This is a genomic window from Mesorhizobium sp. Root102 (assembly GCF_001425625.1).
GTDB lineage: Bacteria > Pseudomonadota > Alphaproteobacteria > Rhizobiales > Rhizobiaceae > Mesorhizobium.
Genome location: NZ_LMCP01000016.1, coordinates 1 through 25,630, shown reverse-complemented (window position 1 = coordinate 25,630; position 25,630 = coordinate 1). Strand labels below are relative to the sequence as shown.

General features: G+C 57.4%; 20 protein-coding genes and 1 pseudogene. 17 read left to right on the top strand and 4 right to left on the bottom strand.

Annotated features, from left to right (window positions below; translation table 11 throughout):
• Positions 1-95 precede the first annotated feature (95 nt).
• Together ASD12_RS16215 and ASD12_RS34150 are read right to left on the bottom strand one after the other, a co-directional pair.
• Complete coding sequence (locus ASD12_RS16215; RefSeq protein ID WP_056587911.1) at positions 96-926, bottom strand: putative hydro-lyase; 831 nt, start codon at positions 924-926, stop codon at positions 96-98.
• Between the two features lie 329 nt (positions 927-1,255).
• Positions 1,256-1,465 (bottom strand): hypothetical protein, encoded by a 210-nt coding sequence (locus tag ASD12_RS34150; RefSeq protein ID WP_156398601.1) that lies wholly within the window; start codon positions 1,463-1,465, stop codon positions 1,256-1,258.
• A 78-nt stretch (positions 1,466-1,543) separates the two neighbouring features.
• Here ASD12_RS34150 and ASD12_RS16205 point away from each other — a divergent pair, with 78 nt between their 5' ends.
• From ASD12_RS16205 to ASD12_RS16180, 6 genes are all read left to right on the top strand, one after another.
• Complete coding sequence (locus ASD12_RS16205; protein WP_056587905.1) at positions 1,544-3,202, top strand: GMC family oxidoreductase; 1,659 nt, start codon at positions 1,544-1,546, stop codon at positions 3,200-3,202.
• Between the two features lie 3 nt (positions 3,203-3,205).
• Positions 3,206-3,637 carry a hypothetical protein gene (locus ASD12_RS16200; protein ID WP_056587902.1) on the top strand — a complete coding sequence of 144 codons (432 nt, stop codon included), beginning with the start codon at positions 3,206-3,208 and terminating at the stop codon, positions 3,635-3,637.
• Positions 3,638-3,887: 250 nt separating this feature from the next.
• Entirely contained in the window at positions 3,888-4,298 is a 411-nt protein-coding gene (gene gloA / locus ASD12_RS16195) for a lactoylglutathione lyase (RefSeq protein ID WP_056587899.1), read from the top strand.
• Between the two features lie 144 nt (positions 4,299-4,442).
• Complete coding sequence (locus tag ASD12_RS16190; RefSeq protein ID WP_056587896.1) at positions 4,443-5,396, top strand: C-terminal binding protein; 954 nt, start codon at positions 4,443-4,445, stop codon at positions 5,394-5,396.
• 170 nt (positions 5,397-5,566) lie between these two features.
• Positions 5,567-6,982, top strand: coding sequence for an FAD-binding oxidoreductase (locus ASD12_RS16185; protein WP_200953703.1), 1,416 nt, complete (start codon positions 5,567-5,569; stop codon positions 6,980-6,982).
• A 648-nt stretch (positions 6,983-7,630) separates the two neighbouring features.
• Positions 7,631-8,518, top strand: coding sequence for an alpha/beta hydrolase (locus ASD12_RS16180; RefSeq protein ID WP_082525473.1), 888 nt, complete (start codon positions 7,631-7,633; stop codon positions 8,516-8,518).
• Between the two features lie 284 nt (positions 8,519-8,802).
• Here the strand turns inward: ASD12_RS16180 and ASD12_RS35355 are convergent.
• A pseudogene (locus ASD12_RS35355) lies at positions 8,803-9,018 on the bottom strand (IS66 family transposase); the annotation flags it as partial.
• Between the two features lie 746 nt (positions 9,019-9,764).
• Here ASD12_RS35355 and ASD12_RS16170 point away from each other — a divergent pair.
• The 6 genes from ASD12_RS16170 to ASD12_RS16145 all read left to right on the top strand — a co-directional run bounded on the left by ASD12_RS16170 (position 9,765) and on the right by ASD12_RS16145 (position 18,296).
• Positions 9,765-11,030, top strand: a complete 1,266-nt coding sequence (locus tag ASD12_RS16170) for an aminotransferase class III-fold pyridoxal phosphate-dependent enzyme (RefSeq protein ID WP_244482864.1) — start codon at positions 9,765-9,767, stop codon at positions 11,028-11,030.
• Positions 11,031-11,101: 71 nt separating this feature from the next.
• Positions 11,102-13,177: a hydantoinase/oxoprolinase family protein gene (locus ASD12_RS16165; RefSeq protein WP_056587887.1), complete on the top strand. Its 2,076-nt coding sequence runs from the start codon at positions 11,102-11,104 to the stop codon at positions 13,175-13,177.
• Positions 13,178-13,286: 109 nt separating this feature from the next.
• The gene (locus ASD12_RS16160) at positions 13,287-15,047 is read left to right on the top strand and encodes a hydantoinase B/oxoprolinase family protein (RefSeq protein WP_056587884.1); all 1,761 of its coding nucleotides are present in this window, start codon (positions 13,287-13,289) and stop codon (positions 15,045-15,047) included.
• A gap of 109 nt (positions 15,048-15,156) precedes the next feature.
• On the top strand, positions 15,157-15,576 hold the full coding sequence (locus ASD12_RS16155) for a nuclear transport factor 2 family protein (RefSeq protein WP_056587881.1): 420 nt from the start codon (positions 15,157-15,159) through the stop codon (positions 15,574-15,576).
• A gap of 151 nt (positions 15,577-15,727) precedes the next feature.
• On the top strand, positions 15,728-17,314 hold the full coding sequence (locus tag ASD12_RS16150; RefSeq protein ID WP_056587877.1) for a GMC family oxidoreductase N-terminal domain-containing protein: 1,587 nt from the start codon (positions 15,728-15,730) through the stop codon (positions 17,312-17,314).
• Between the two features lie 94 nt (positions 17,315-17,408).
• Entirely contained in the window at positions 17,409-18,296 is an 888-nt protein-coding gene (locus tag ASD12_RS16145) for a fumarylacetoacetate hydrolase family protein (protein WP_056587874.1), read from the top strand.
• Between the two features lie 159 nt (positions 18,297-18,455).
• On the opposite strand, the gene ASD12_RS16140 is transcribed toward ASD12_RS16145, so the two are convergent.
• Entirely contained in the window at positions 18,456-19,391 is a 936-nt protein-coding gene (locus tag ASD12_RS16140) for a MurR/RpiR family transcriptional regulator (RefSeq protein WP_056587871.1), read from the bottom strand.
• A 1,057-nt stretch (positions 19,392-20,448) separates the two neighbouring features.
• Between ASD12_RS16140 and ASD12_RS16135 the strand changes: the two genes are divergently transcribed.
• The 5 genes from ASD12_RS16135 to ASD12_RS16115 all read left to right on the top strand — a co-directional run.
• On the top strand, positions 20,449-21,564 hold the full coding sequence (locus ASD12_RS16135; protein ID WP_056587867.1) for an ABC transporter ATP-binding protein: 1,116 nt from the start codon (positions 20,449-20,451) through the stop codon (positions 21,562-21,564).
• Between the two features lie 77 nt (positions 21,565-21,641).
• Positions 21,642-23,114: an extracellular solute-binding protein gene (locus tag ASD12_RS16130; protein ID WP_244482863.1), complete on the top strand. Its 1,473-nt coding sequence runs from the start codon at positions 21,642-21,644 to the stop codon at positions 23,112-23,114.
• Between the two features lie 38 nt (positions 23,115-23,152).
• Positions 23,153-24,028, top strand: a complete 876-nt coding sequence (locus ASD12_RS16125; RefSeq protein ID WP_082525471.1) for a sugar ABC transporter permease — start codon at positions 23,153-23,155, stop codon at positions 24,026-24,028.
• Positions 24,029-24,091: 63 nt separating this feature from the next.
• A complete protein-coding gene (locus tag ASD12_RS16120) occupies positions 24,092-24,958 on the top strand; it encodes a carbohydrate ABC transporter permease (RefSeq protein WP_056587862.1) in 867 nt (288 codons plus the stop codon).
• A gap of 116 nt (positions 24,959-25,074) precedes the next feature.
• On the top strand, positions 25,075-25,630 hold a 556-nt coding region (locus ASD12_RS16115; protein ID WP_162252253.1), incomplete at its 3' end, for a thiamine pyrophosphate-dependent dehydrogenase E1 component subunit alpha.

Here is a 25,630-nt window from a genome sequence, read left to right as displayed (position 1 = left end):
CCCCCTTTTTCGAGGCCTTGTCTGGAACGATTTGTAGGCGAAAGACCTAGGAGACTCCCATAGGTATTTCCGCGACTTGATGTCTGCCCAACCTCTCAAACCGAACCTGGCTCAAATTGGAATCGGCCGCTCAGCAGGTCTTCTTCCTGGATATCCGTAATGAGCATACAGCCGGGGCTGTGGGTAATGGCAATTGGCGGCTTTGCTTCAGCCAAGGCCACTTGCGGAGTTACCCCACAAGCCCAAAACAGCGGTATTTCACCTTCGTGTACCGGCACGGCATCGCCGTAGTCTGGTCGGGTGAGATCCTTGATGCCGATCGCCGCTGGATCCCCGAAATGCACTGGAGCTCCGTGGACCTGAGGCATTCGCGAGGTGATTTCAATCGCCCGGATCGCGGCCATCGCCTTCATCGGGCGCATCGATACGACAAGCTTTCCCGAGAAGCGGCCTGCCGGCGCGCAATCGATGTTCGTGCGGAACATTGGCACGTTGCGACCCAGATCAATGTGACGGACGGCAATCCCGGCGTTTTGCAGAGCCCATTCGAACGAGAAGGAACACCCAATCACGAAGGACACGAAATCATGGCGCCAATGGCCAGTGATATCTGGCGTTTCCTCGACAAGTTTGCCCTCGCGAAACACTCGATAGCTTGGCACATCCGAGCGAATGTCGATGCCCGAGCCGAGGCTCGGCAAAGCCGGATCCCCGGGCTTGCCGACGGCAAGCAAGGGGCAGGGCTTGGGATTGACCTGGCAAAAGCGCAGAAAATCCGCCGCCCAGAACTTCGGCAATATGACCAAGTTGCCTTGCGCAAAACCTGGAGCCATGCCCGAAGTTTGATGGGTCATGCGGCCGGCACGTATATCAGCGCGAATTGCCCGAACATCGCGTTTAGCAGTAGATTCCTCCGCTTTCAGCATGGCCCGTGTGGTCCTCTCCTGAGCTTTCTTTGGACGAGAGACTTTGTCGTCGAAGCAGACAGCGTCAAATCTCGATATTCGATGACCCCCGATAGAATTTCTTGATCACACAAGTTTCGGATCCTTGAGGCAGCATACCGCTAGGCGGCTAGTAACCGCACAACACGGTGTGACAGCGCCATCGCCGGCGATCTGAAACGGCACATGTCCAAGCGATATATGAGCTCCGCCAACTTTCAGAAGGGGAGAATTTCATCGCGGATCATATGATCCTCTTGACAGCAAGTTGGATCATGATGTTTAATCCCCTCAAGCGCGATTGGAATAAGTCAAGCGATGCCAACCTGCCGCCGGGTAGCACTCCGTTGGCGGTATTCAGGGTCCAGATATTCCGCGACAAAGTATTTGTGGGAGGGAGAGTGGTTCGAGGCGAACCTGTCGTATGCGCGTACGATGCTGCTGCGCCGAAAGGATTGCGCGACGTCGACCACGCCGCCGCTGCCGTCGCCGAACCCGCCTTTGTCGCCGACGACCACCATCTACAACGGCATGGCACTCCACGGCAGCGCCCGTCACGGTGCGCTCACTCCCGCAGGGAATTACAAGGATTCGATTAGATGACGAATGAAGATAGACCCACCGTCTACGACGTCGTGATCGTCGGCGCCGGCCCATCTGGGGCGGTGGCCGCAAAACGCCTTGCGGAAGAAGGAATGTCCGTCATCTGTCTTGAGCAGGGTGAGTACCCTGACTACACGAAACTTCGACACTCTGGCTTCGAATTCGAGCTGACCAAGAACCAGTATTTTGCGTCAAACCCAAATCGACGCAAGGCACCTTCGGACTATCCGATTAATGTCAATAGTTCAGATGTCGAGCCGTTGATGTGGAATGGGGTCGGCGGAAGTTCTGTACTCTATGCAGCTGCCTGGCATCGACTTAAGCCAAGCGATTTCCGGGTGCGGACCGTTGACGGGATCGCCGACGACTGGCCTCTGAACTATGCGGACCTCGAACCTTTTTACACGCGCGTCGAGAACGATTTCGCGGTTTCGGGCGTGGGGGGCGACCCAGCCTATCCGCCGGGGTTCGATATACCGCTGCCGCCGTTTCCTTTGTCAGAGATGGATCGGAAACTCGCGGCAGCCCATGATCGGCTTGGCTGGCATTGGTGGCCGGGCAGCAATTCAATCGCAACGGTGAAGCACAACGGACTCCTGCCCTGCGTGCGACGTGGGGCATGCACTTGGGGTTGCTTCGATGGCGCCAAGGCTTCGGTCGACCGTACGCACTGGCCGGCATGTATCAAGCTTGGGGTGAAACTCGTCCAGAATGCGCGCGCGTTGCGCGTCGAAACCGGATCCGACGGTTTAGCCACCGGCGTCACCTATGTCGATAGGGTAACGGGGCGTACACATTTTCAGCCAGGTCGCACCGTCATCGTTTCGGCCAACGGCGTGGGCACGCCAAGGCTCCTTCTAAATTCCGCTTCGAGCGATCATCCCAATGGATTAGCCAATTCGTCCGGCCTGGTTGGCAAACGATTGATGATGCACCCCTATGGCACTGTGAGCGGCCTGTTCGACGACTTTTTTGAAAACTGGCAAGGACCCTACGGCCAGCGTTCTTACTCCCTGGAGTTTGCCGAAACCCGGAAGGACACAAACTTCTACCGAGGCGCAAAGTGGCAATTGATGGGAATGGGTGGCCCGCTTGCAACGGTAGGCACGTGGCCATGGGGCGGCAACGGCGATGTGTGGGGTGAGAACTTCCATCCTACCGTCCAAAAGCGGTTTGGTCGTTCCGCATATTGGGGGATCATGGCCGAGGACCTTCCGAATGAGGAGAACATGGTTTCTCTTGATCCGGACCTGACCGACGCCGATGGTATGCCTGCCGCGAAAGTCACCTACAAGGCATCGCAAAATACCTGGGATCTTTTGCACTACAACCAGGAGCGCGCTGTCGAGTCCATGCGGGAGGCAGGCGCCTATGAAACTGTGGTGATGCCGCTTCAGAGGGAGACCGGTTGGCATATCCTGGGATCGGTCAGAATGGGCGACGATCCGCGCACCTCCGTCGTCGACTCTTTTGGCCGGTCGCACGACGTACCCAACCTTTTCGTCATGGACGGAAGCGTCATGCCAACGTCCGGAGCAGTAAATCCAACCGGAACGGTTGCTGCGCTGGCGCTGCGAAATTCCGAAGCCATCATTGAAAACAGGCGCTCACAGCCGGTCAGTAATGCTGCTGAAGCGCTAAGGGTTGGACCATAGGCCATGTACAACATCGATGACTTTCAAACCAGGATAGCGTGGGTCGCGGAGACCCTCATCCCCTCAGACGTCAAGTCCGGGATGCCGTCTGCCACAGAAGCCGGCGTGCCCGGACGTTTGTTGCCCCGCGCCCTGAAAGAGCGCGATGATTTGGCACCGTCGTTTTTCAAGGCATTGTTGCGCCTGCCGGAGACCCGCCCCAGAGATCCCTTGGATGCGATCCGCGCTTTGGGTGCTGATGACTTCCACACGATTTCGTTCCTGATTGCGGGAGCCTATTTCCTGGACGAGGCGATCAACCGAAAGCTACGTTATCCGGGGCAGGAAGCGCTTTACGAGACACCAGATTACGACGAGATCATGGAAGCCATAGAACGGGTCCAGGCAAGAGGCTCGGTCTATGTCGACGTTCCGGAAGGTCGCGGATCCGCTTAGACCTCTCAATACCGAGACGGCGTTCTCGCGACGCGGCTGGCAGCACAAGACCGGTTGAGCCCGTAACAGCCGCTTACGGGACGGAAGAGGCACCCATCGCTGAAGCCGATGGCACGTCGGCTTCAGCGGCCTTGCCCGTCGAGACGGCCGCCACCAGCCGTATCCTGCACGATAGAGTAGTCAGCTTCAGGTACTTTAGCATAAATCCAACATTCCGGGTGCTGGATAAAGAATTATAAGGAACATTACGATGAGTGAACCTAAGTTTCGCGTGCTGCACACGATGGTGCGCGTGAGAGATCTTGATCGGTCTGTCGATTTCTACACGCGTCTCCTGGGTATGCGTCTGTTGCGCAAGATGGACTTTCCCGAAGGCAAGTTCACCCTGGCTTTTGTCGGCTATGGTCCGGAAGAAACCCATGCGGTCATCGAGCTGACCCACAACTGGGATCAAGAAACTCCCTATGATCTTGGCAACGGCTATGGGCACATCGCACTCGGCGTGAGGAATATCTACAGCATCTGTGAAGAGCTGCAGGCAAGCGGCGCCCGGATTCCTCGCCCGGCCGGCCCCATGAAGCATGGCACCACTGTGATTGCCTTCGTGGAGGACCCCGACGGATACAAGATCGAGCTGATCGACCTCGATACGATGAGCTAACGGTCAGCCAGACCAGCCGGTTTGCGATCCGGTTTGTCAGCCTCGACAGCGGCCACCGCAGGCCACAGGCAGACGCCTCGCTTGCGCGGCCCCATGGAAGAGATCGCACTTAAACAGTGCTGTTAGAAGCGGAGAATTGGTAAGATGGCAATGGCAAACGAGCATGGGATTATCTTGATCGCTCCCCATCGCTTCCCGAACCTCAACAGGGAACGTGCATTGGCGGAAAGCTTCGGTCGCGAGATCGTGGCTGCAGAAGATCAGGCCTCATTTCGCAGTCGCATGGCTGAGGCGGAGGTGGTGATGGTCACGCCCTACGCAAAGATGACTGCCGATGAGTTTGCGCTGCTACGGCGCTGCAAAGCCGTCGTGCGGTATGGTGTGGGCTACGACAACATTGATGTCGCAGCGGCGACGCGGGCAGGGGTGCCGGTGACAATCGTTCCCGATACGGCGTCCGAGGAAGTGGCGTCGCATGCTCTGGCGATGGGCTTGAGTCTGGCTCGGCGGATTCCGCAGGGGCAATCTGCGGTCCGTGCGGGAGAGTGGGCAGGGATCATCGGTCTTGATGTGCCCAAGCTTTCGAAGCTGAAAATTGGCGTTGTCGGAATGGGCCGCATAGGACGATTGGTTGCGAAATGGTGGGCCGCCATCGGTGCTCAGGTGCACGCATTCGATCCGCTGGCAACGTTTTCGGATGTCCCGGCTGCGACGTTGAAACAAGTCCTGGAGGACTCTGATGTCGTGTCCCTTCACGTGCCTCTCGGTGAGGCGACACGCCACCTCATTTCAGCCGAGGTCCTGGAGCGTATGCGACCCACTGCGGTCATCGTGAACGTTTCTCGCGGTGGGCTTATCGATGAAGAAGCGTTAGCCGCCGCCCTTGGCGCCGGCAAGATTGCAGGCGCAGCGCTCGATACTTTCGAACAGGAGCCCTTGGCAGCTAATCACCCGCTCCGCGCGGCGCCGAATACAGTTTTCACGCCTCACGTTGCCTGGCGCTCCAGCACCTCCCTGGATGCTTTGCAAGAACAAGCTGTCGAAAGGGCCCGGCGCGCTCTGACAGGTGAACCGCTCCCGGATGTCGTTAACCGCTGAAGCTCATTCGGCCCCAGCGTTCATAACGACGGCGTGCCGGATGTTTTTGACAATTTCGATGGGGCGGTTGTCAGATCAGAAATAGACCTTCCCATCTTTGGGACGGTCATGGCGCTCCTAGCTTGACGCTGCTGCGATACCCTCCAAGTCGCAATAAAGGGATAGCCCCAATGGTTCGGATCGATCGTGTACTCTCCGGACTTCCTTCAGATATCGTGACGACAGATCAGGACATCATTTCCGGATATACCACTGACTTCCGGCGACAATATCACGGCAGCACCTTTGCACTGCTTCGGCCCCGAACGACTGAAGAAGTGCAGCAAATCGTTCGCGCCTGCGCAGCGCACCGCGTTGGGCTCGTGCCGCAAGGCGGCAATACGAGCTATTGCACCGGTGCTACGCCTAGCAACAACGGCGATGAACTCGTACTGAGCCTCGAGCGTATGACTACGCCACGAGAAATCGATGCTGCCAATCTATCTGTTACCGTCGATGCGGGAATGATCCTCAGCGAACTGCAGGAGCTCGCCGCTAGTGCCGATCTTATGCTGCCCCTCGTGCTTGGCTCGCAGCAATCATGCAGGATCGGCGGCAATCTTTCCACCAATGCAGGGGGGGTCAATGTTGTTCGTTATGGTGTCGCAAGAGATCTGGTGCTGGGCCTTGAGGTGGTTCTACCTGACGGTTCGCTATACAGCGAACTTAGCCCTCTAAGGAAAAATAATGCCGGCTATGACGTTAAGCAGCTCTTCTTGGGCGCGGAAGGGACTCTTGGTGTCATCACCGGTGTTTCTCTCAAGCTTGCCAGGAAGCCCAGACAGATAGTCACCGCTTTCGTCGCGATCCGTGATATTTCAGGTCTCACCTCCATCTTCAATCAGACTCAGGTTGAAACAGGTGAAGCTATCCTGTCGTTCGAATACATCTCGGGTTCCTCGCTGCAGTTGATCCTGCGAACAAACTCCAATCTAAGGCATCCTCTGGAGAACAGTAGTGAGCACTACCTTCTTCTGGAAGTTGCGACAGCGTCGCCTACGTTGAACCTGGAGGATACGGTCAGCGCGATGTTGGCGCGGTTCTTCGAGAACAATTTGATTATCGACGCCACTATCGCGGCCAGTGAAAGTCAACGCGCTGAGCTCTGGTATCTTCGCGAGAATATTCCTGAGGCTGAAGTGCTAAATGGAGGTTCATTGAAGCACGACATCGCTGTTCGGGTTTCGCGCTTGCCTGCTTTCATTGAGAGTGCAACGGCCATTGTGAAACGAGAGGCGGACGACGCTATTCTCTCGGTCTACGGGCACGTAGGGGACGGCAACGTGCACTTTAACGTCGTTCCCCCTCCCTCGTCCAAAAAGACAGGTTTCAAAGAGCGCTTCGAACGCGAAATCTCGCCCAAAATATATGATCTTGCCTTCAAGATGGGTGGCACGTTCAGCGCAGAGTACGGCATCGGCAGGGTTAAGCTCGATCTTCTCAGGCAATATGGCGCTACTGGGAAAATTGAATTGATGAGAGTCTTGAAGGAGGCTCTCGACCCGCTGTTGATTATGAACCCCGGGAAAGTTGTCCCTCGTCGCTGAAAACCGTTCTGATGACTCTTCTCGAGAGGAGCCCGCCACCGGGATGTGACCCGTGAGGCGAGGGAACCCCTTTGGCTGGACCTCGGAGATATTTCAATCCAATCCACCTGCCGGGCCAGTTGGCATCGATGACCTGGGTGTAGGTGAGTTCGATAGACCGCGGCAATCGTTCGGCTAACAAAGAAGCGATCGGCCAAGTCGATTTACTTAGCTCGATCGAGACGAAGATTGCGCCAAGATCGACACGAATACCGGCAAGGGCATCAGGTTGTTCAGCTGTCAAAAGCATGGGTGGCGCCGGGAGAGATTTATTGACAACCCACTTTGCCACGATGCGGGCCGCTTCCTTTCCCGAGCCACCTCTGAGTATGTGGCTCCCGCGCAGGGCCAATTGATACGGGCGTCCAGCTCCATAGGCGCTGGTTGATCGAAACCCCAGATTGGCTTGTTCAGCGTAGAGGTTGGCTTTTTGTCGAATGCTGGAGGCTAGGCAATCCCTCATCATGTCTGATCGGTCGCGGATGACCGGTCGCCACCCTGCCGCCCTGCCGCGCGCGAGGTTGCGTTTCGACAATCTGAGTTGCAGCAAACCCACGTATCCATTCGGTTAACTGAATAGATTGACTGCAAAAACGAAAGAGGAAGATAATGAAGAGCTACTTCGCAATCATCGGCTTTGCATTCGTTCTCTTGAATTCAACCAATCAGGTACGAGCGGATCAGATCGCTGTGCCAACTCAGTCCGAATGGGCGGGCGCCAAGAAATTCGTCGATCTACCCAATGGTATAAGGATGGCATACTCTGAGATGGGGGACCCCAATGGGAAACCCCTGTTGCTTATTCATGGCTTCACCGACAACAGCCGGGCCTGGTCGTTGATCGCGCCCTATCTCAGTGATCACCACATCTATGCCATCGACCTGCGCGGACATGGCAAGTCGAGTGCTCCGGAATGCTGTTACGCTTATACCGACCTTGCAAACGACGCCTATTATTTCCTTAGTGCAATGAAGATTGAAAAGGCCGACGTGGTTGGCCACTCCCTTGGGTCGGTCACGGCACAGGTGCTTGCGGCTCAGCATCCAGAACAAGTGAACAGGCTGGTGCTCATCTCCACAACTTTGAACACGGGTGTCGGGCCCGGCTCGTGGCTATGGGATAATGTTATGCAGCTGAAGCCCCCCATGGATCCTAACGGCAAATTCATGACAGACTGGTTCTGGAGTCCCAATCCGGTTGATATGGCATTCATCAAGCCTGAACGCGAAGAGAGCGCTGCTGTGCCGATCCAAGTGTGGAAAGGCGTTCTTTGGGGAGCCTCTATGGGAGATCTTTCGAAAATCTCAAGCTTGATAAAGGCGCCGATGATGATCTTGTGGGGGGATCAGGACCAGTTCTTCGACTCCCATCATCAAAAATTAGTGAAGGAGGCGTTCCCGAACGCTCGGTTTGAAACCTTCACGGGCGCTGGCCACAATATGTTTTGGGAGCAGCCACAAAAGGCTGCGGAAATAATCGAGAACTTCCTGCAATAGGTGATGCCGGGCGCGTTCGACGCGCGTCCGAGATGCCACAGGAACTCGGGTGCTCATGAGGCTCGCACACTGGGCGAGGCGGCGTGAACCGCCGCTTCGAACTGCGTGACGAGTCTTCGATATCCTTACGTGTTCAGTCGTTCACATCAGTTCATTGCCGTTGCATCCTGCGCAAGCAGAGCGAGGGCCGTAGAACTGCCCCCATTTCGGTCGGACAGTTGGAATAAGCCGCAATGGTCAGCACAGGTTTGAGGATAGGCGAGAGGTAGAATGCCGGGAAGGAGGCCACGATTGGTCTTTGGTTCGGACGCTCTATCGCCTTGAGGGGCATCGGCTTCTTCCCCGGCCCCGATTGCGGCGATGGCGGTCCCCAAGTCTTCCAGCGCCAGATCAAATTGGTCGGGATAGGCCTTCCCGGATTTGCGGCCGAAGGCGGCCTGATTGGAGCCTCCAACCGGTTTCTTCAGCCGTTCGATCGGCTCGTCTTTGCGAACCTGTCGCCACCATGATCCGCACACGGTTTGACGGAGAGATCATGACGAGGCCGCCAAAGCACGCTCAACCGCAATGATCCGAGCAGCAGATGCGCCTTCCTCGAAACGGATAACAGGGACCGACGACGATCTCGGCGCAGGAGAGGCCTGCCTGGCAGGCGGCCCAGGCGTCTCGACGACCATCGCTGCGAATTCCACCGCATCCTCGGGCGCAGGCACAACCACCTTGTCCTACCGTGCCGTCGTCGCCAGGACGATAGGTGGTTCGGCGTCAGACCGTAACGCTCCGCCACCTCCGTTGACCTTCACGCCCGGACGCGTGCTTTGACCGCATCCGGTCGTGAGAACCTTCAATGTAGTAGGAACTCCCTCTTCGCTCGTCCATGCAAAGCCGATCACAGATCATAGCGGGCAGTCCAACGTCGCGGCAGAACACCGGTTACCGGCTAACCCGTCAGAGGTCGAATGAAAGGTCAGATCGATAGACGATCCGTTCAAGATCGGCCGCTTTCCCGCCTAGCCTCCAGGCAGGCGGCATTTCTGGACAGCTTACGGATAAAAATCTCGCCTTGGATCAGATGATCCTATTGACACGGTGGTGGATCATAGTGTTCACTACCTGCACTCAAGAGGGTATGGAGCACAGGATGAGTCTCGTGGCAGGACAAAGCAGCGATGTCGGAGGTCCCGTCATTGGCAAGCACTCCGAGGCCGCGTTCTTGCGGGAGCGGAGAGTTGTCCCAGGCGGATCGATGCGTGCCGCGTCCTGGTTCCAGCCGAACCCGCCGTATGCTGCGCGTGGAGAAGGTTGCTGGGTCGTCGATATCGATGGGCGACGGCTTCTAGACTGCGCCAACAACTTCTTTTCGCTTATCCACGGCCATGCATTCGAACCGGTTCTCGATGCCGTGCGCGGCGCGATGGTGAAAGGAACTGCCTTCGGAATGCCCACCGAGAGCGAGATTCTGCTAGCCGAAGCGTTGGTTGCCAGAAGCCCGAGGATGGAGCAGACACGTTTCTGCAATTCCGGGACTGAAGCCGTGTTGGCCGCGATCAAAGGCGCGCGCGGCATAACCGGCCGGGAGAGAATTGCCAAATTCGAAGGCTGCTATCACGGAGCCTATGATTGGGTCGAAGTCAGCCTAGATCCCACGCCCGCCAACTGGAACGACAAAAACGGCGATCCCGCATCGGTGCGCTGCAACGCCGGGACACCCGACTCGGTGCTGCGCGAAACGGTGGTCCTGCCTTATGACGATCCTCAGCGTTGCGCCGACATCCTGCGTCGCGAAGGTCGTTCCCTGGCTGCAGTCATCGTCGATCCTCACGCCTCGCGGGCCGGGGCGGTGCCGATCTCGATGGAAACTGCTGCCGTCGTGCAGGAGGCCTGCCGTCGGGATGGAATTATCCTGATCGCCGACGAAGTGATCAGCTTCCGCCTGTCGTTCGAGGGTGCTTCGCCGCTTTTCGGCCTTGAACCTGATCTGATTACCACGGCCAAGATCATAGGCGGCGGGTTGCCTATCGGGGCGGTTTCAGGACTGGCCGATCGCATGTCGATCTTCGACCATTCCGCTGGGAAACCCAAGGTGTCGATGGGTGGGACCTTCAGCGCGAACCCGCTGAGCATGGCGGCGGGCCTGGCCTCGCTCGCGCACTACTCCCGACCGGCTGTGGATCGGATGAACGCTCTCGGCGACAGACTTCGGGCGGAGCTCCGGCAAGGCTTTGCCAACGCCGGCGTGTCGGCGACCGTGACCGGCATGGGATCGCTTTTCCGGGTTCACGTTGGGCCGGGCGAAGTTACTGGCTACCGGAGCGCGTTTGCCAACGCAGAAACAGCCAAGCTGATCCGCGGTATTCACTTGGCGATGGTGGATGAAAACGTCCTGCTGACGCCCAACTGCTCAGGAGCGCTTTCCACGCCAATGGACGAAGCTGAGGTTCTCTTGATAGCTGACAAACTCATACGCGTCGTTGGAAGAGAACTTGGCAGCCGCCCGGACGCGGTAGCTTAGAGGCTGTCGCCAAGGTTTTGGCGAAGAACAACGCACATAGCGAACCCGAAGCAAGGATAAGTAGGAAGCCAATGTTAGTTTCACCTTACCGCGTCGGAGTTGATATCGGCGGTACATTTACTGATCTGGTCATGGTCGACGCTCGAGGAGCCGTACGGGCATTCAAAGCCCCATCGGTGCCGTCCGATCCGACGGAAGGCGTCCTGTCCGCGGTCCGGCTGGCGGCCGAGACCTTGTCTATCGACGTCGGAACCTTCCTTTCCAATACCGAACTTTTTGTCCACGGCTCGACTATCGCCACCAACACTTTGCTCGAAAAGAAGGGCGCGAAGGTCGGGCTTCTCGTCACTGAAGGCTTTCGTGACTCGCTCGAAATCCGGAGATCGATCCGAGAGAACGTATGGGATCATCGAAAGCCGTTTCCGGAGGTTTTGGTTCCCCGCTATTTGCGCCTACCGGTGACTGAGCGCATCGAGCACGACGGCACAGTGCGGATCCCGTTCGATCCGAAGTCTGTCGCTGCTGCGGCCCGCGTCTTCGCTGAGGAAGGTGTCGAGGCAGTTGCTATTTGCTTTCTGCATTCGTACGCCAATCCAGAGCACGAGAGAGCAGCTAAGGCTGAGCTCAAGAAGCATCTTCCCGATGTCTGGGTTACCGCATCGTCAGAAATCTCGCCGACAATTGGTGAATATGAGCGGACGTCGACGACCGTAGTCAACGCATACGTCTCGCGTCGGGTCGTTCCTTATCTCGAGAGCTTGGCCGCACGGTTGGCGTCGCTGGGGCTGCCTCGCAAGCTGTTGATGATCCAGTCGAACGGCGGCGCGATCTCGATAGACGAGATCGGCTATGCACCCGCGAGCCTGGTTCTATCGGGACCCGCCGCCGGCGTCGGTTCGCTGAAGTTTTTCGGCGAGGACACCGGATCAGAACACCTGATCTCGATCGAGGTAGGCGGTACGAGCTGCGACGTAACCTTGATGCAGCACGGCATGGTCTCCATGACCGATCAGATCGTGGTCGACGGCTACCACCTCAACATCCCGTCCGTTGATATCTATACTGTCGGCGCTGGCGGCGGCACGATTGCATCGGTTGATGGCGCAGGCCTACTGAAGGCCGGGCCTGAAGGCGCGGGCTCAACGCCCGGACCTGCCTGCTATGGTCGTGGCGGCGAGCGTCCAACGGTGACGGACGCACAGCTTGTGCTGGGCCGGCTAAAGCCTGGCCCATACGCCGGCGGCGCGATCACCTTGAGCTTGGAAAAGGCCGTTGAGGCGATCGAGACCCATATCGCCAGGCCGCTGGGCCTCAGCGTCACGGATGCCGCGGCCGGCATCATTCAACTTGTCGAGCAGAACATCCTTCATGCGGTGGAGAGAGCCTCCTTGGAGAAGGGCTACAATCCAAGGACATTCACCCTGGTGGCCGCCGGCGGTGCGGGCCCCTTGCACGGTCCCTCGACGGCGCGCCTGCTCGGCAGCCCAAGTCTCTATATCCCGCGACTTGCCGGCGTTTTCTGCGCATTCGGAATGTGCAATTCCGACCTTCGCCACGACTTCGTGCGAAGCTGGCTCAAGGATCTTGATAAGACGGCAATCTCGGGTCCGGGTCAGCTCGAAGGCGCATTCGAGGCGATGCAGGCAGAAGCGCTTGAAGTTCTGGCTCGTGAAGGTTTCACAGGAAGCAAGGCGCAGCTGAGGCGAGCTTACGACCTACGCTATTTCGGTCAGCAATGGACCATCGCCGTTGAGAACTCTTCGACGGATGCCTCGACCATACGGGCGGCTTTCGAGCAGGCCTATCAACGCCTTTTCGGCTATGTACAACCGTCGGGCGCTATCGAGATCGTAAATCTGCGATTGGCCGCGATTGGCAAGCTGGATGCTTTGGATTTGGCGAAAGTTCCTCCCCGTGTCTCCGACCCGGTAGCACATTCACGCCGGCCGGTGTGGATCGACAAGAAAGTGGGTTTCGTCGATACCCCTGTTTACGACGGGACTGTCCTGACGTCGCACCAGCAGTTGGTCGGCCCAGCGATTATCGAGGAGGCGACCACGACGCTCATTCTTGGGATGGGTGATAAGCTCACGATGACTGATGCCAGCAACTACCACGTCGACATCGCGCATGGCGAGGCGGCATGAGCTGGCATTCCGCCTTTTGGCATTTTTCGGCAATCGCGACACCTGCGGCCCGACAGCAGCAGATATGGGGCCAGGCAAGTCGCTTGATGAAATGGGTTAAGGTGAAACCATGAGCACTGTTTCGTCTACCGAATACGATCCGGTTCTGATCGCCATCTTGCAGCGACAGCTGGATCACATCAGCTTGCAGATGGGAACGATTATGATCCGCACCGCGCGGAGCCCCATTTTTAGCCAGAGCCATGATTTTTCGTGCTTTTTGAGCAATGCGGATGGCGAGACGATCGCGCAGGCTGACGGCCTGCCAATTCACTCCGGCAGTGGTGGCTTCGCCGTGCGCGCGGTGTTGAGGGATTTCGCCGGCCGCATTGAGCCGGAGGACGTTTTCATCCTGAGCGATCCCTACGCGGCCGGCGGTAACCACCTGCCTGACTGGACCCTGATCCGCCCCGTTTTCGTAGATGGGGAGCTGATTGGATTCTGCAGCAACCGTGCTCACCAGTCCGACATTGGTGGCGGTGCTGCCGGCACCTACAACGCGAAGGCGACCGAAATCTTCCATGAGGGGATTCGGCTGCCTGTTCTCAAATTGATTGAGAAAGGCCAGCTGCGTGATGATCTGTGGCGCTTGCTGTTGCTTAACTCGCGGTGCCCTGATCTCTTGGAAGGCGATCTCGGCGCGATGATAGGCTCGACGCGTATCGGCGCGCAGCGCCTGGCCGACATCGTTGGCCAGCTCGGCGTGAAGAAGGGCAATGCCTACCTCGATGCTCTTCTCGACTATGGCGAACGGCGGATGCGCCAAGCGATCTCGGAACTTCCAAGCGGCACATGGGAGGGATCAGACGTAAGCGATACTGATTGCTTCAAAATCGTGGACGTCGAAACCCGCGTGAAGCTGACCATCGACGGCGATACGATGACCTTTGATTTTGCAGGGACCTCGCCCCAGATCAGAGGCTTCAAAAACAGCGGGATAGCCAACACGCATTCGGCTGTTTATTGCGCGCTCTCAGCGTTCCTGGACCCTGATATCCCCCACAACGAGGGCACCTATCGCTGCGTCAAGATCATAGCCCCGGAGGGGACGACCGTGAATGCGCTGGCGCCTGCGCCGATGACGATGAATACGGTCTACCCGGCAATCGACATTATGAACGCCTGCTGGGGTGCATTGGCGCAAGCCGATCCCGAGCGCGCTTGTGCGGGCTGGGGCAAATCCGTATTCGGTATTTCCTCCGGCAAGAAGCCATCTGGTGGCGTCTTTGTTCTCTACCACTGGCATGGCAGCTCGGGTGGCGGCGCGGTAAAAGGGCGAGATGGCTTTCCCACCACCAGCCACCAGATGACACTCGGCGGAATGTTCATACCGAACATCGAAACGTATGAACAATCCTATCCGATGCGCGTGCATCGCTATCAGATGCGAAGCGATACCGGCGGGGCTGGCCAGTACCGGGGCGGAACCGGAGTGGACTATGTGGTCGATGTGCTGGCAGGCGGCGAACATCTGTTGCGCGGAGAAGGCGCTCGCAAACCAACGGGCGCCGGCGTCAATGGCGGACAGTGGGGCGCCAAGGGATCGATAAAAGCATTCGATCTGGGAAGCGGTGAAGAACTTGCCTGTCCGCCCTACGGCGTCGAGGAAGTCGAACCGCTGCATCTTGTGATTGAAGCTTCGGCCGGCGGCGGCTGGGGGCATCCTCACCTGCGCGACCCAGATGCGGTTCTGCGCGACGTACGCGATGGCGTTGTCTCGCGACAGTCCGCGCTGCAGACCTATGGTGTCGAGATTTCGGCAGATGGAAAATCTGTTGCGTCGACCGAGACGCGAGGAAAGTCATTGGCGGCCACGCCTCATGTGCAATGAGCCTTCAAGCGTGTTCGGGTGCTTCGTTCGCGGGTCTGACGCGGCAGCTTCAAATGCCTTTGAAGCGCTTGCGTAGCGCTTTTCATTGGTAACAAGAGGTAGGATCAAGATGAGCAAGAAGCGGGCAAAGGATATCCTTCGCGATTACCACGATGCGTGGTCGAGTGGGGATGTCGAAAAGGGCTGCAGCTTTTACGCCGATAACTTGGTGGTCCACATGGGCGGATCGCATCCAGCCCTTTCCCGGGATTTTCACGGGGCGAAGGATTTTCTCGAAAACTGGGTCAACAAGGTCGCGGCCTACACCGACAAGTGGATTGTGGGGGGCGAGGCGGGCCATGACGAAGTCATCGCCGATTCGGACAACGCGATCCTGATCATGGTTCATGAAATCTGGTCCCGTGGCGATGAGCGGGTGCGCACTGACCGCCTTGCGGCTTATCGCTTCGAAAACGAAAAGATCGTCGAATGCTGGTTCTGCGACATGCGCCAGGCGGAAGTAGACAAGTTTTTTGCCGGGATCCGATAGGCACAGTATCCGCTTCGCGGGCCGAACCTCGAAGATGAGCGGGCGACCCGGCGCGAGGCGGTCAGCTCGATGGTCCTGATCGATGCATTCGTACCCGCTGTATGGGTTCGCGTGCAGTTTTGGCGCGGTAGATGGAAGGAAAGAAGGGGCCATGCCCGACTTTATCGTTGTAGGCGGGGGATCGGCAGGATGCGCAATAGCGGGCCGATTGAGCGAGGATCCGGACGCATCTGTCACATTGTTCGAGGCCGGCCCGAGAGATAGCAGCATCTGGATCCGCTTCCCGGTCACCTTCTACAAATCCTTCAAGAGCTCCCTGCTTCATTGGTACAAGGTCGAAACGCTAAAACATCAAAACAATCTTGAAACGCAAGTCGGGCAGGCGCGGGTCTTGGGCGGCGGCAGTTCGCTCAATGCAATGATCTATATGCGAGGAGCGCCCTCAGATTACGATCGCTGGGTGGCCCACGGAGCGGAGGGCTGGGGTTACAAGGATGTTCTTCCGTATTTTCGCAAAGCAGAAAACAATGAAGTCTATTCGAATGACGCGCACGGACAAGACGGGCCCTTAAGCGTTTCGAACCAGCAGCACACGCTTCCACTGACCAAGGCCTGGGTGAAAGCCTGCCAGGAGGCCGGAATCCCCTTCAATCCGGATTTCAATTCCGGAGAGCTCAAAGGGGCTGGATTGTATCAGCTGACCACCAAGAACGGTCGGCGATGCAGTTCAGCCGATGCCTACATTCACCCGGCTCGAAACCGCCGCAACCTGAACGTCGTGACCAACAAGCAGGTTACCAAGATCGTCGTGGAAGGCGGTCGAGCAATCGGTGTCCAGTATGTCGATAACGGCCGCCTGGTAACGATGCGTGCCGAACGCGAGGTGGTGATCTCCTCGGGAGCCATCGGATCGCCTCGCCTTTTGCTGCTTTCCGGCATCGGGCCAGCATCCGATCTTCAGCGCATTGGCGTTGACGTGGTTCATGACCTTCCAGGCGTCGGCCAGAACCTGCAAGATCATACGGATTGCTTCCTCATATATAACCTCAAGTCGAACACCAGCTACGACAAGTACAAGAAGCTGCGCTGGCAGGCGGCTGCGGGCTTGCAATATGCGTTGTTCGGTAACGGGCCGGTCACCTCGAATATCTGCGAAGGAGGTGCCTTCTGGTGGGGAGACAAGGCCGATCCCACTCCCGATCTTCAATATCACTTCTTCGCCGGTGCCGGCATCGAGGAAGGCGTTGAAACTACGGCTAGCGGAAATGGATGCACCCTCAACGTGTATGCCTGCCGCCCGAAATCGCGAGGGCGGATTGCGCTTCGATCGTCGGACCCGACCGTGCCGCCGCTTGTCGATCCGAACTACCTGAGCCACCCCTACGACGTGGACCGCATCGTTGACGGTATTCGGCTGGGTCAGGAGATCATGGCGCAACCGTCGATGCGGAAGTTCGTAAGTGAGGCACACCTTCCAGACAAGCCACTTACAACACGCGCCGAGTTCGAGGCCTTTGCTAGAAAGTATACGCAAGGGGCCTACCACCTCAGCGGCGCTTGCAAGATTGGGAACGACGAGATGGCCGTCGTGGATCCACAATTGCGCGTCCATGGCATCGACGGTCTGCGCGTCGCCGATACCTCGGTCATGCCATTCGTGACATCAGGTAACCTGAATGCTCCGGCGATCATGATCGGTGAGCGCGCTGCCGATTTTCTGAAGGGAAATCGGATTTGAACCGCGCAGGAAGGTGCGTGAGGCCGTCCGCCAACGACACAGCTTGTCATGCCTGCTTTGAATCAAGTGCACCCGAAGGGGTCCAGGAGAACCAATGAAACTCGTTTCCTATGATTTTTCTGGCTCTTGGCGGCCAGGCATTGTCGTCAATTCCTCAGTCTTTGATGTCGCGACACTTCTTGAAAGCGCTATCGGCGCCGATGCTCGTCCGGTCCCCTCCATGAGCGATCTGTTGCGCGAATACGGAGCAGCGTTGCCCGAGCTCTCAAAGCGGCTCATCGCGGCCGCCCACAAAAACCCGAAGACCGCGGTTGGCCCAGTTGAAACGACGCGGCTCGGCCCGCCTGTCATCGACCCCGCGAAAGTGCTTTGCATCGGCCTCAACTACAACGACCATGTTGCCGAAACGGGTCGGGCGCTCCCGTCTCATCCCGATATATTCGCGAAGTTCGCCAGCACGTTGATCGGTCCGTTTGACGAGATCCGTTGCTCCACCATCACCCAAAATCTGGATTTCGAAGGCGAACTCGCGGTTGTTATCGGCCGGGAATGTCGCGCCGTCGCCAAAGAAGAGGCGCTCGATTTCGTCGCTGGCGTGATGGTTCTGAATGATATCACGGCACGCGATCTTCAGTATCGGGGAACGCAGTGGTTGGCAGGCAAGGCCGTCGACGCTTCGACGCCTTGCGGCCCGGCGCTCGTCACATTGGACGAGGTAGGCGACCTGCAAAATCTCGACATTCGAACTCGTGTGAACGGTGTGCAGGTCCAGTCGTCCAATACGCGCCTTATGATATTTCCGGTGCGTGATTTGATCTCCTACATCTCATTCTTTTTGACCCTGTCCCCGGGTGATATCATCACGACGGGTACACCGCAGGGCATCGGAGCCAAGCGTCAGCCTCCAATGTGGCTGAAGCCTGGCGATACGGTCGAGGTAGAACTCCAGCAAGTCGGCTTGCTGCGCAACGTTGTCGGCTAAAGCGATATCAGGCGGCACGTCAAAGATGTCTCAGTGCGCAGGACCGAAATTAGCCGTCTTGCTTGCCGTGCCGCGTTTCAGGCCCTAACAGGCAATCCGACCTCACGTCGTTGATCGGGTAAAGCGGTCTTCAGGATTTCCTTCCGGAAAGGTGTCGCATCAGCGGCTTTCTGGAGCGCGCCGACCTTTCTTCGGAGCGGCCGCCAGCAGGTACTCGCCGGAGTTCACCAGAAACCGCTCATTCTCGCGGATCCTGTGTTGCGCCACCTCGCCGAGCTTGCTGATGGTCAAGGCAGCAAGGATGTTGGCGATAGCAATTGCCCCTAATGCGGATTCGGGAAACGCGTGACCGGAACTTTGCGCTACGAAATGCAATGGGTCCGCGAACTTGCTGATAGGTGCAGCGAAACTGTCAGTGATCGCAATAATTTTCGCACCCGAATGTGAAGCCTTCTCGGTCAACCTGTGGACCAGCCTGTTGAACGGCGCAAAGGTTACTCCCACAAAAGCGTCACCTGGTCGAACATCGTCCAGCGCGCCCTCGGGTGCTCCACCCGGCATATCCAACAGAACTATGTTGGGTCGAGCTTTTTGCAAAGTGTAGGCAAGAGTGAAAGCGGGAGTGAACGCGGTTCGCCTCCCTATGACATAGATTTTTGGGGCATGTACCAGCAGCTCGACGGCGCGCTCGAGTTTTTCTTCTGAGAGATGCGATCTTGCCTGCTCGACGACGGCTAGCTCGGTCGCAAAGAAGGCATCGACGAAAGCCTTGAGCCCACGGCTTTTGCCCATTTCGGTGATGAGTGTGCGTGCGCTGGACTCGTTGCGCCTGACGGACTGTCGATCGCGGTGATTGCGCTCCTGTGTCGCGTCGATAAACTGCTGCCGAAATTCGCCGTACCCAGAAAATCCCAACTTCTGGGCCAGCCTTACCAAGCTCACCGGTTGGATGCTCGCTCGGCGAGCGACTTCTCGCATCGTATAGAACGGGATTTCGTCCGCATTGTTTATTACATAGTGGGCAGCGTCCACCGTTTGCCCAGACAGATCGACGCATATCTTCTTAAGGCGTTCAAGCAGGTCGGTTTCGGCCAAAGCTCTCTCCGGCAATTCAAGGACAGGCAGTGTCCCAGCAGACTAAGCAGTGCATTCTTGACACATTTCAAACATCACTTGCAACAATTGATCCGTAAGATTGTCTTCTTGGTCGAGATAGCGAAGCTTTCATTTCGGTGCTTGGCCATTTTCGACGACGGGGCGCACCAGGCAGTGCGATGTCGTCAGCCCGGCGAGCCATTTGCTCCGGTGGCGGGAGGGCCAGCTGTGATTTTCGCCTTAAAACAGAAGCGGTTAGATGTCAAACCGGGGCACCGGTCTGAAGTCGGCCAATTGTTGCGAACACGCAGAACCGACAGCGGATGCCAGCTCCGATCGGAATTTCCAAACGCTTCCCGGGTCAGGATCAAAAACGCTGTTAGGATCACATGATCCTCTTGACAAGTAGCTGGATCATGATGTTCACTGTTGCCAACTAAGAGCATTGAAGGCGAGACAAAGCTGGGTCTTGGAGCTGATGGCGATCCCTGCGGCCTTCATCAGAAGGTGCATCGAGAGCAAGACTTCCCTGTGGCTCGCGCAGTTCGCAGAATTTGTTCATCCTCGCGACGGAGGTGGTGCCAAGGTTCGCAAGAGACTGGAAAGCAATCACATTCGCCAGTTCTGATAAAAATGGCTTATCTCCTCCCATCAACGATCAAAATTTGACAGTGGGGAGCCTCCGTCCGAAGGTAAATGAAAACAAGAAAGTAACTGCGGCTTGAAGGCTCTCCGGAGAACGGGCCTGGCTGGCAGGGGAACGACGAGATGAAAACGCCACCAGCAATAGGTCGCGGGCGCGGATAGACAACCGCTCGATATGAACGCTTTGCGCGCGTACCGGCTCGCAATCGCGTTCGCCAGACCAGGATGAAAACTTTCGTGCTGTCCCGGCCCCGGGGCAGCAATCGGAGAGCTATTGCACAATCGAATGCCTTGAGGCGAGCGAGTGTCAAGAAGTCAGAACTGCCGATGCAAGGAGCTGGCCGCGGATAGGGCTACTGCGCATACCGATACAGAAACAAGACAAAGAACCGCCGAGAGATAGCACGAAGTCATGGCATCAGTAACTTTCCAGAATGTGTGGAAGCGCTTCGGCGAATTGACGATCATACCTGATCTGAACCTCCAAATTAATGATGGGGAGTTCATCGTTTTCGTCGGTCCTTCCGGCTGCGGCAAAACCACAACGCTCCGGATGCTGGCAGGACTTGAGACTCCTACCTACGGAAAAATCTTTGTAGACGACGAGGATGTGACGCTCACACCGCCCGGTCGCCGCGACGCGGCAATGGTGTTCCAAAGCTACGCGCTCTATCCGCACATGACAGTTCGGAAGAACCTGGCATTTGGGCCAGCCATACGCGGGGAGGCCAAATCCGATATTGCCCGAAGCGTCGACAAGGTTGCCCAGTTGGTCGGGTTGGACAAGCTGCTGGACCGTCGGCCTGCGGAATTATCTGGGGGTCAGAGGCAGCGCGTGGCGCTTGCGCGGGCCATGATACGCCGGCCTCGTGTCTTCCTTCTCGACGAGCCGCTTTCGAATCTCGACGCCAGCTTGCGCACACAGATGAGGGCTGAAATCACGCAGTTGCAACGGCAACTCGGGGTCACGACGGTCTACGTCACCCACGACCAGGTGGAAGCCATGACGATGGGCGACAGGATCGCTGTTTTCGACAAGGGTCGCGTCCTCCAAGTCGCAACCCCGGCCGAATTGTACCGTTCGCCGGCCAGTAAGGCCGTGGGAACATTCATCGGGTCGCCCAACATGAACATATTGCCTGCTTCACTGCAGCACGAGGGGGAGACTGTTCGGTTTGACTGCCTCGGAACGTCATTTGGGGTAGCGGCACGCGAATTTTCGGGGAGCCTTCCTCAGGTTGTGGAGCTGGGTCTTCGGCCAGATGAGATTCACTGGACGAAAGACGCTCCCTCCCGTTGCTCGGAAAAGATAAGCGGTACCGTCACGGCAATTGAAACAACTGGATCTGAGACCTTCGTCCTGGTCGATGTGGCAGGGACACTCATCAATTCAAAATTCCCAAGCTTCGCGCCGATTCATCTGGGTGACCAAGTAAACTTGGTGTTCGACGCGAATGATCTTTACTTTTTCGATGGTGTCTCCGGAGTGAACTTGAGGCTCGGTTCAAAGGAGCCGTCGGTCGTCTGAAGAAGTACTGCTATCTCCGTTTGGCGGAGATCAGTCACGGGTAGAATGGAAAAACAGTGAGAGAGGAACCACGCGTGATGAACATCAATAAGGAGGAAAACTTGGATATCCAGAATCTGTTGCACCGCTTTGACCGGGCCCAGAATCGCCGGCTGCTTCCGAAGACGATCGCGACCGCCGCCTGGCGCAAGGCAAGCCGCGGATTGCTCAGTGCGGCTTTGATTGCTTTGGCTGCCGGCACTGCGGGCTTTGCGCAAGACGCTGAGGCTGCCAACGTCAAAGTCGCGTTCAGTCTGAACTGGACCTTTGCCGATCCCAAGCTCGCCGAGAAGTGGTTCGGTGGCGTCAAGACCCAGTTCGAGGCCGCCCATCCCGGCGATACGATGGAACTGATTCCGATCCCTGGTACCTACGACGATTTTATCACCAAGCTGAGCCTCCTCTACAACTCCCCTGACACAGCTCCCGATGTGGTGGAGTATTTCGACATCAATGTCGGGCAATTCGCCGGTAGCGGACTTATATCCCCTCTTGACGACAAGGTCGCCAACGCACCTTGGTGGCAAGAGACGCCGGATGCGGTGAAGGAATCGAGCAAGTACGATGGCAAAGTCTACTCGGTCGCCCAGGGTATCAATACCTACGCGGTCCTCTTTGACCGCACGTTGACCGACAAGGCGGGATTGCCGAAGGACTGGAAGCCGAAGACCTGGAACGAGATTCTTGACGGTGCGCGGGCAATCAAGAAATCCTCGCCCGATGCCTCGCCGCTCTATGTCATCACCGGTACGTCGCAAGGCACTTTCGGTGTCGTCGCCGGCCCGGGCATCCTGCTTTCCGCGTCCAGCACGCCGACGATTTATGACCAGGCAACGGACAAGTGGGTCGTCGACAGCAAGGGCATTCGTGAGGTCCTCGGCTTCTATAAGACGGCAGCCGCTGAAGGTCTGCTAGCGCCAACTTCGCAGATCATGGATCCGAACGGGGCGACCCATCCGGCCCAGGCATTGCACGATCACAAATTCGGCATCACCTTTGCCGGAAACTGGATACCGGTCTTCTGGAGCAAGGACATTTGCGCTCCCTGCTGGGACGACAAAGAAGAGACGATAGGCTTCACTCAGGTGCCAACTTCTGAAGGTCAAGCGCCAGGGACGGCGGCGAGCTTTAACGGAGTTGTGTTGTCGGTCTCGAAGAATGCTTCGAATCCCGACCTAGCCTGGGCCGCGATCGAGATCATGCAGCAGAAGGAGAACCTTCTGAAGATCGCCGCTTGGGTTCCGGTTGTTCCGGCGCCCACCTCGCTGCGAACCGAACCCAGCTATCTCGCTCTCAGCCGGGCGCCTTTCCAGGCGGGGTTCGCCGACCTCAGTTCGTCGGCCAAAAGCATGCCCTCCCATCCTGAATTCCCGATCTGGGGCAATGCATTCCAACAGGCAACGCAGGCCATGGTGCTGAAGCCGGAAACGACGATCGATGAAGGAGTGGAGATCTTGCGCTCCTACATGGCAAACCAGGTTGGGGCTGACCGCATAGAGACCTTGCCGTGAACTCAACCCGCTCTCCCGCGGTTAACCAGGCGCACGCGATGAGCGTGCGCCTGGATATTCCGCGCGTCGACCCGGTAAGTTTCGTTTTTCTTGCCCCGGCCGCCCTGCTTCTTTGTGCCCTTTTCATGGGGCCGGTGATTTACGCGATTTATCTCGGCTTCACCAATCTGCAGTTGATCGGAATACATGCCATAAATTACCGCTTCACCGGCATGAGCAACGTCGTCTTCCTCCTGCATGACGAGATCTTCTATCAGTCGTTGTGGTTGACGATCGTATTCGTGATCGGCTCGGGCGCGATCGGGGCAACCATGCTCGGCCTCGTCTTGGCCTTGGCCTTGCAAGGCTGCATGCCATTCGTAAGATGGATCAGCAGCGCTGCGGCCATACTGGCCTGGACGCTGCCGCCGACTACCATCGCTTTTGTCTGGATGGCGACAAGCACCCAGTCTGGTCTTATTTCGTTGCTGGCAGGAAACCGGCAGTTCGACCTTCTTTACAGTCACGCAATGCTGGTGGTTTCGCTCGCCAATGCCTGGTCCCTGGCTGGCATTGCCATGACGATGTTCTCCGCGGCCCTGCGCAACATTCCGGGCGACCTCATTGAGGCGGCCAAGCTCGAAGGTGCGTCCCTGCGGCAGATCTTAACATCGATCACACTTCCGCTGCTTAAATCGACCATCGTCACCTGCGCGCTTTTGATGATGCTGATGACTTTTGGCAATTTCACACTGATTTATCTGATGACTGGCGGAGGGCCGGCTAATGATACAAACATCCTCCCCGTCTATACATACTTGCAGGGCTTCAAGTTCCACAACTTGGGCTATGCAGCTCTTCTGGGAAATGTTGTGGTGATATTGTCAGCGGTCCTTGGTGGATTGTTCGTAAGCGTTACTAAGTCTCGCCGATAGAGGCATCGCCGGCTGGTACTGATCGCGACTCAAGCCGAGACTCGAATCGAAAGGTTGTTGCGTATGCAAACCTCCACTGAACTTTCTTATAACCTTCCGATGGATTTGAAGATCAACGAGCCACGGACCCTGACCGGAGGTCGGGTTATCAGCAACTTGACTGCGGCCCTGCTCGCCATATTCTTTGCACTGCCGATGGTGTGGATGGTGCTTGCTTCGGTCGACAGCGAAGCGACAAACCAGCTGAATCTGCCGCACTTGACCGCAGCCCACTATTGGGTCGCGGTACAGTCGGAGAATCTCAGCGCGCTTGGCAACAGCCTGATCATTTCGACAGTTGCAACGGTTGTGGGAACCATGGCCGCGTTCCTTGCGGCTTACGTTTTGTCGAAACAGCACATCCCCTTCAAGAATCCGCTTCTCCTGACGGTTCTTTTCCTTTCAGGTGTTCCGATCTCAATCTTGATCGTTCCCATCTATAAGATGTTCGCAGCGCTTGGATGGTTGTCCATCATCCCAACAGGCATCTTGCTCGGCGTAACCGCTCTTCCCTTTCAGATCTACCAACTGAAGAACTTCATCGACGCCATACCGGTCGAGCTTGAGGAGGCGGCCGTGCTGGAGCAGGCCAGCAGCTTCCAAATCCTGTGGAAGGTTATCTTCCCGCTTGCCAAGCCTGGTCTGGCCTCGGCGGCGATCTTCGGCTTCGTCAATGCCTGGGGCAATTTCTTGATGCCGGTCGTCCTCATCAATCGCCTGGCCGATCAGCCAGCCCCTGTCCGCCTATTCGGCTTCATGGGGTCGAATTCGATAAACTATGGTGTGATTGCGGCCTATTCGATCATCTACTCACTTCCGGTCATAGTGTTGTTCTTCGGCATGTCACGCCAGTTCAAGGCCGGATTTTCGCTTGGTGGGGCGGTGAAGTAGCCGTCTTGCAGCGGAAAAGCATTTTGTAGCGGTCCTAACAGCGGACCAGCTGGAGAGCCTTGTCCAGAAGCTGAGTGCCAATGGATTGAACGGTTGGGTTTGAGCGAGAGGAATCAATGTCAGCGCTACAATTGTCGCACGACGAACTTCTCAAGATCTATCGAACGATGCGGACGATCCGCCGGTTCGAGGAGCGGGTGATGGAGGAGATGGGGACCGGAGACATTCCGGGCAACACCCATCTCTATGCCGGCCAGGAGGCGAGCGCGGTTGGCGTCTGTTTCCAGCTTCGCGACGACGACTACATTTCGTCGACGCATCGCGGTCATGGCCACTGCATCTCCAAGGGCGTCGACATCGACGGCATGATGGCGGAGCTGTTTGGCCGCGCCAGCGGCACCTGCGGCGGCAAGGGCGGCTCGATGCACATTGCCGATCTTCGCAAGGGGATGCTTGGCGCGAACGGGATCGTGGCGGCGGGCGCGCCGATCACCTGCGGGGCGGCGTTGAGCATCAAGCTTTTGGGCAGCCGGCAGGTCGCGGTCGCCTTTGCCGGTGACGGGGCCATGAACGAAGGGGTGATGTCGGAGAGCTTCAACCTTGCCAAGATCTGGAACCTGCCGATCATCTTCGCGATCGAGGACAACGGCTTTGGCGAGGCRACGGCGAATG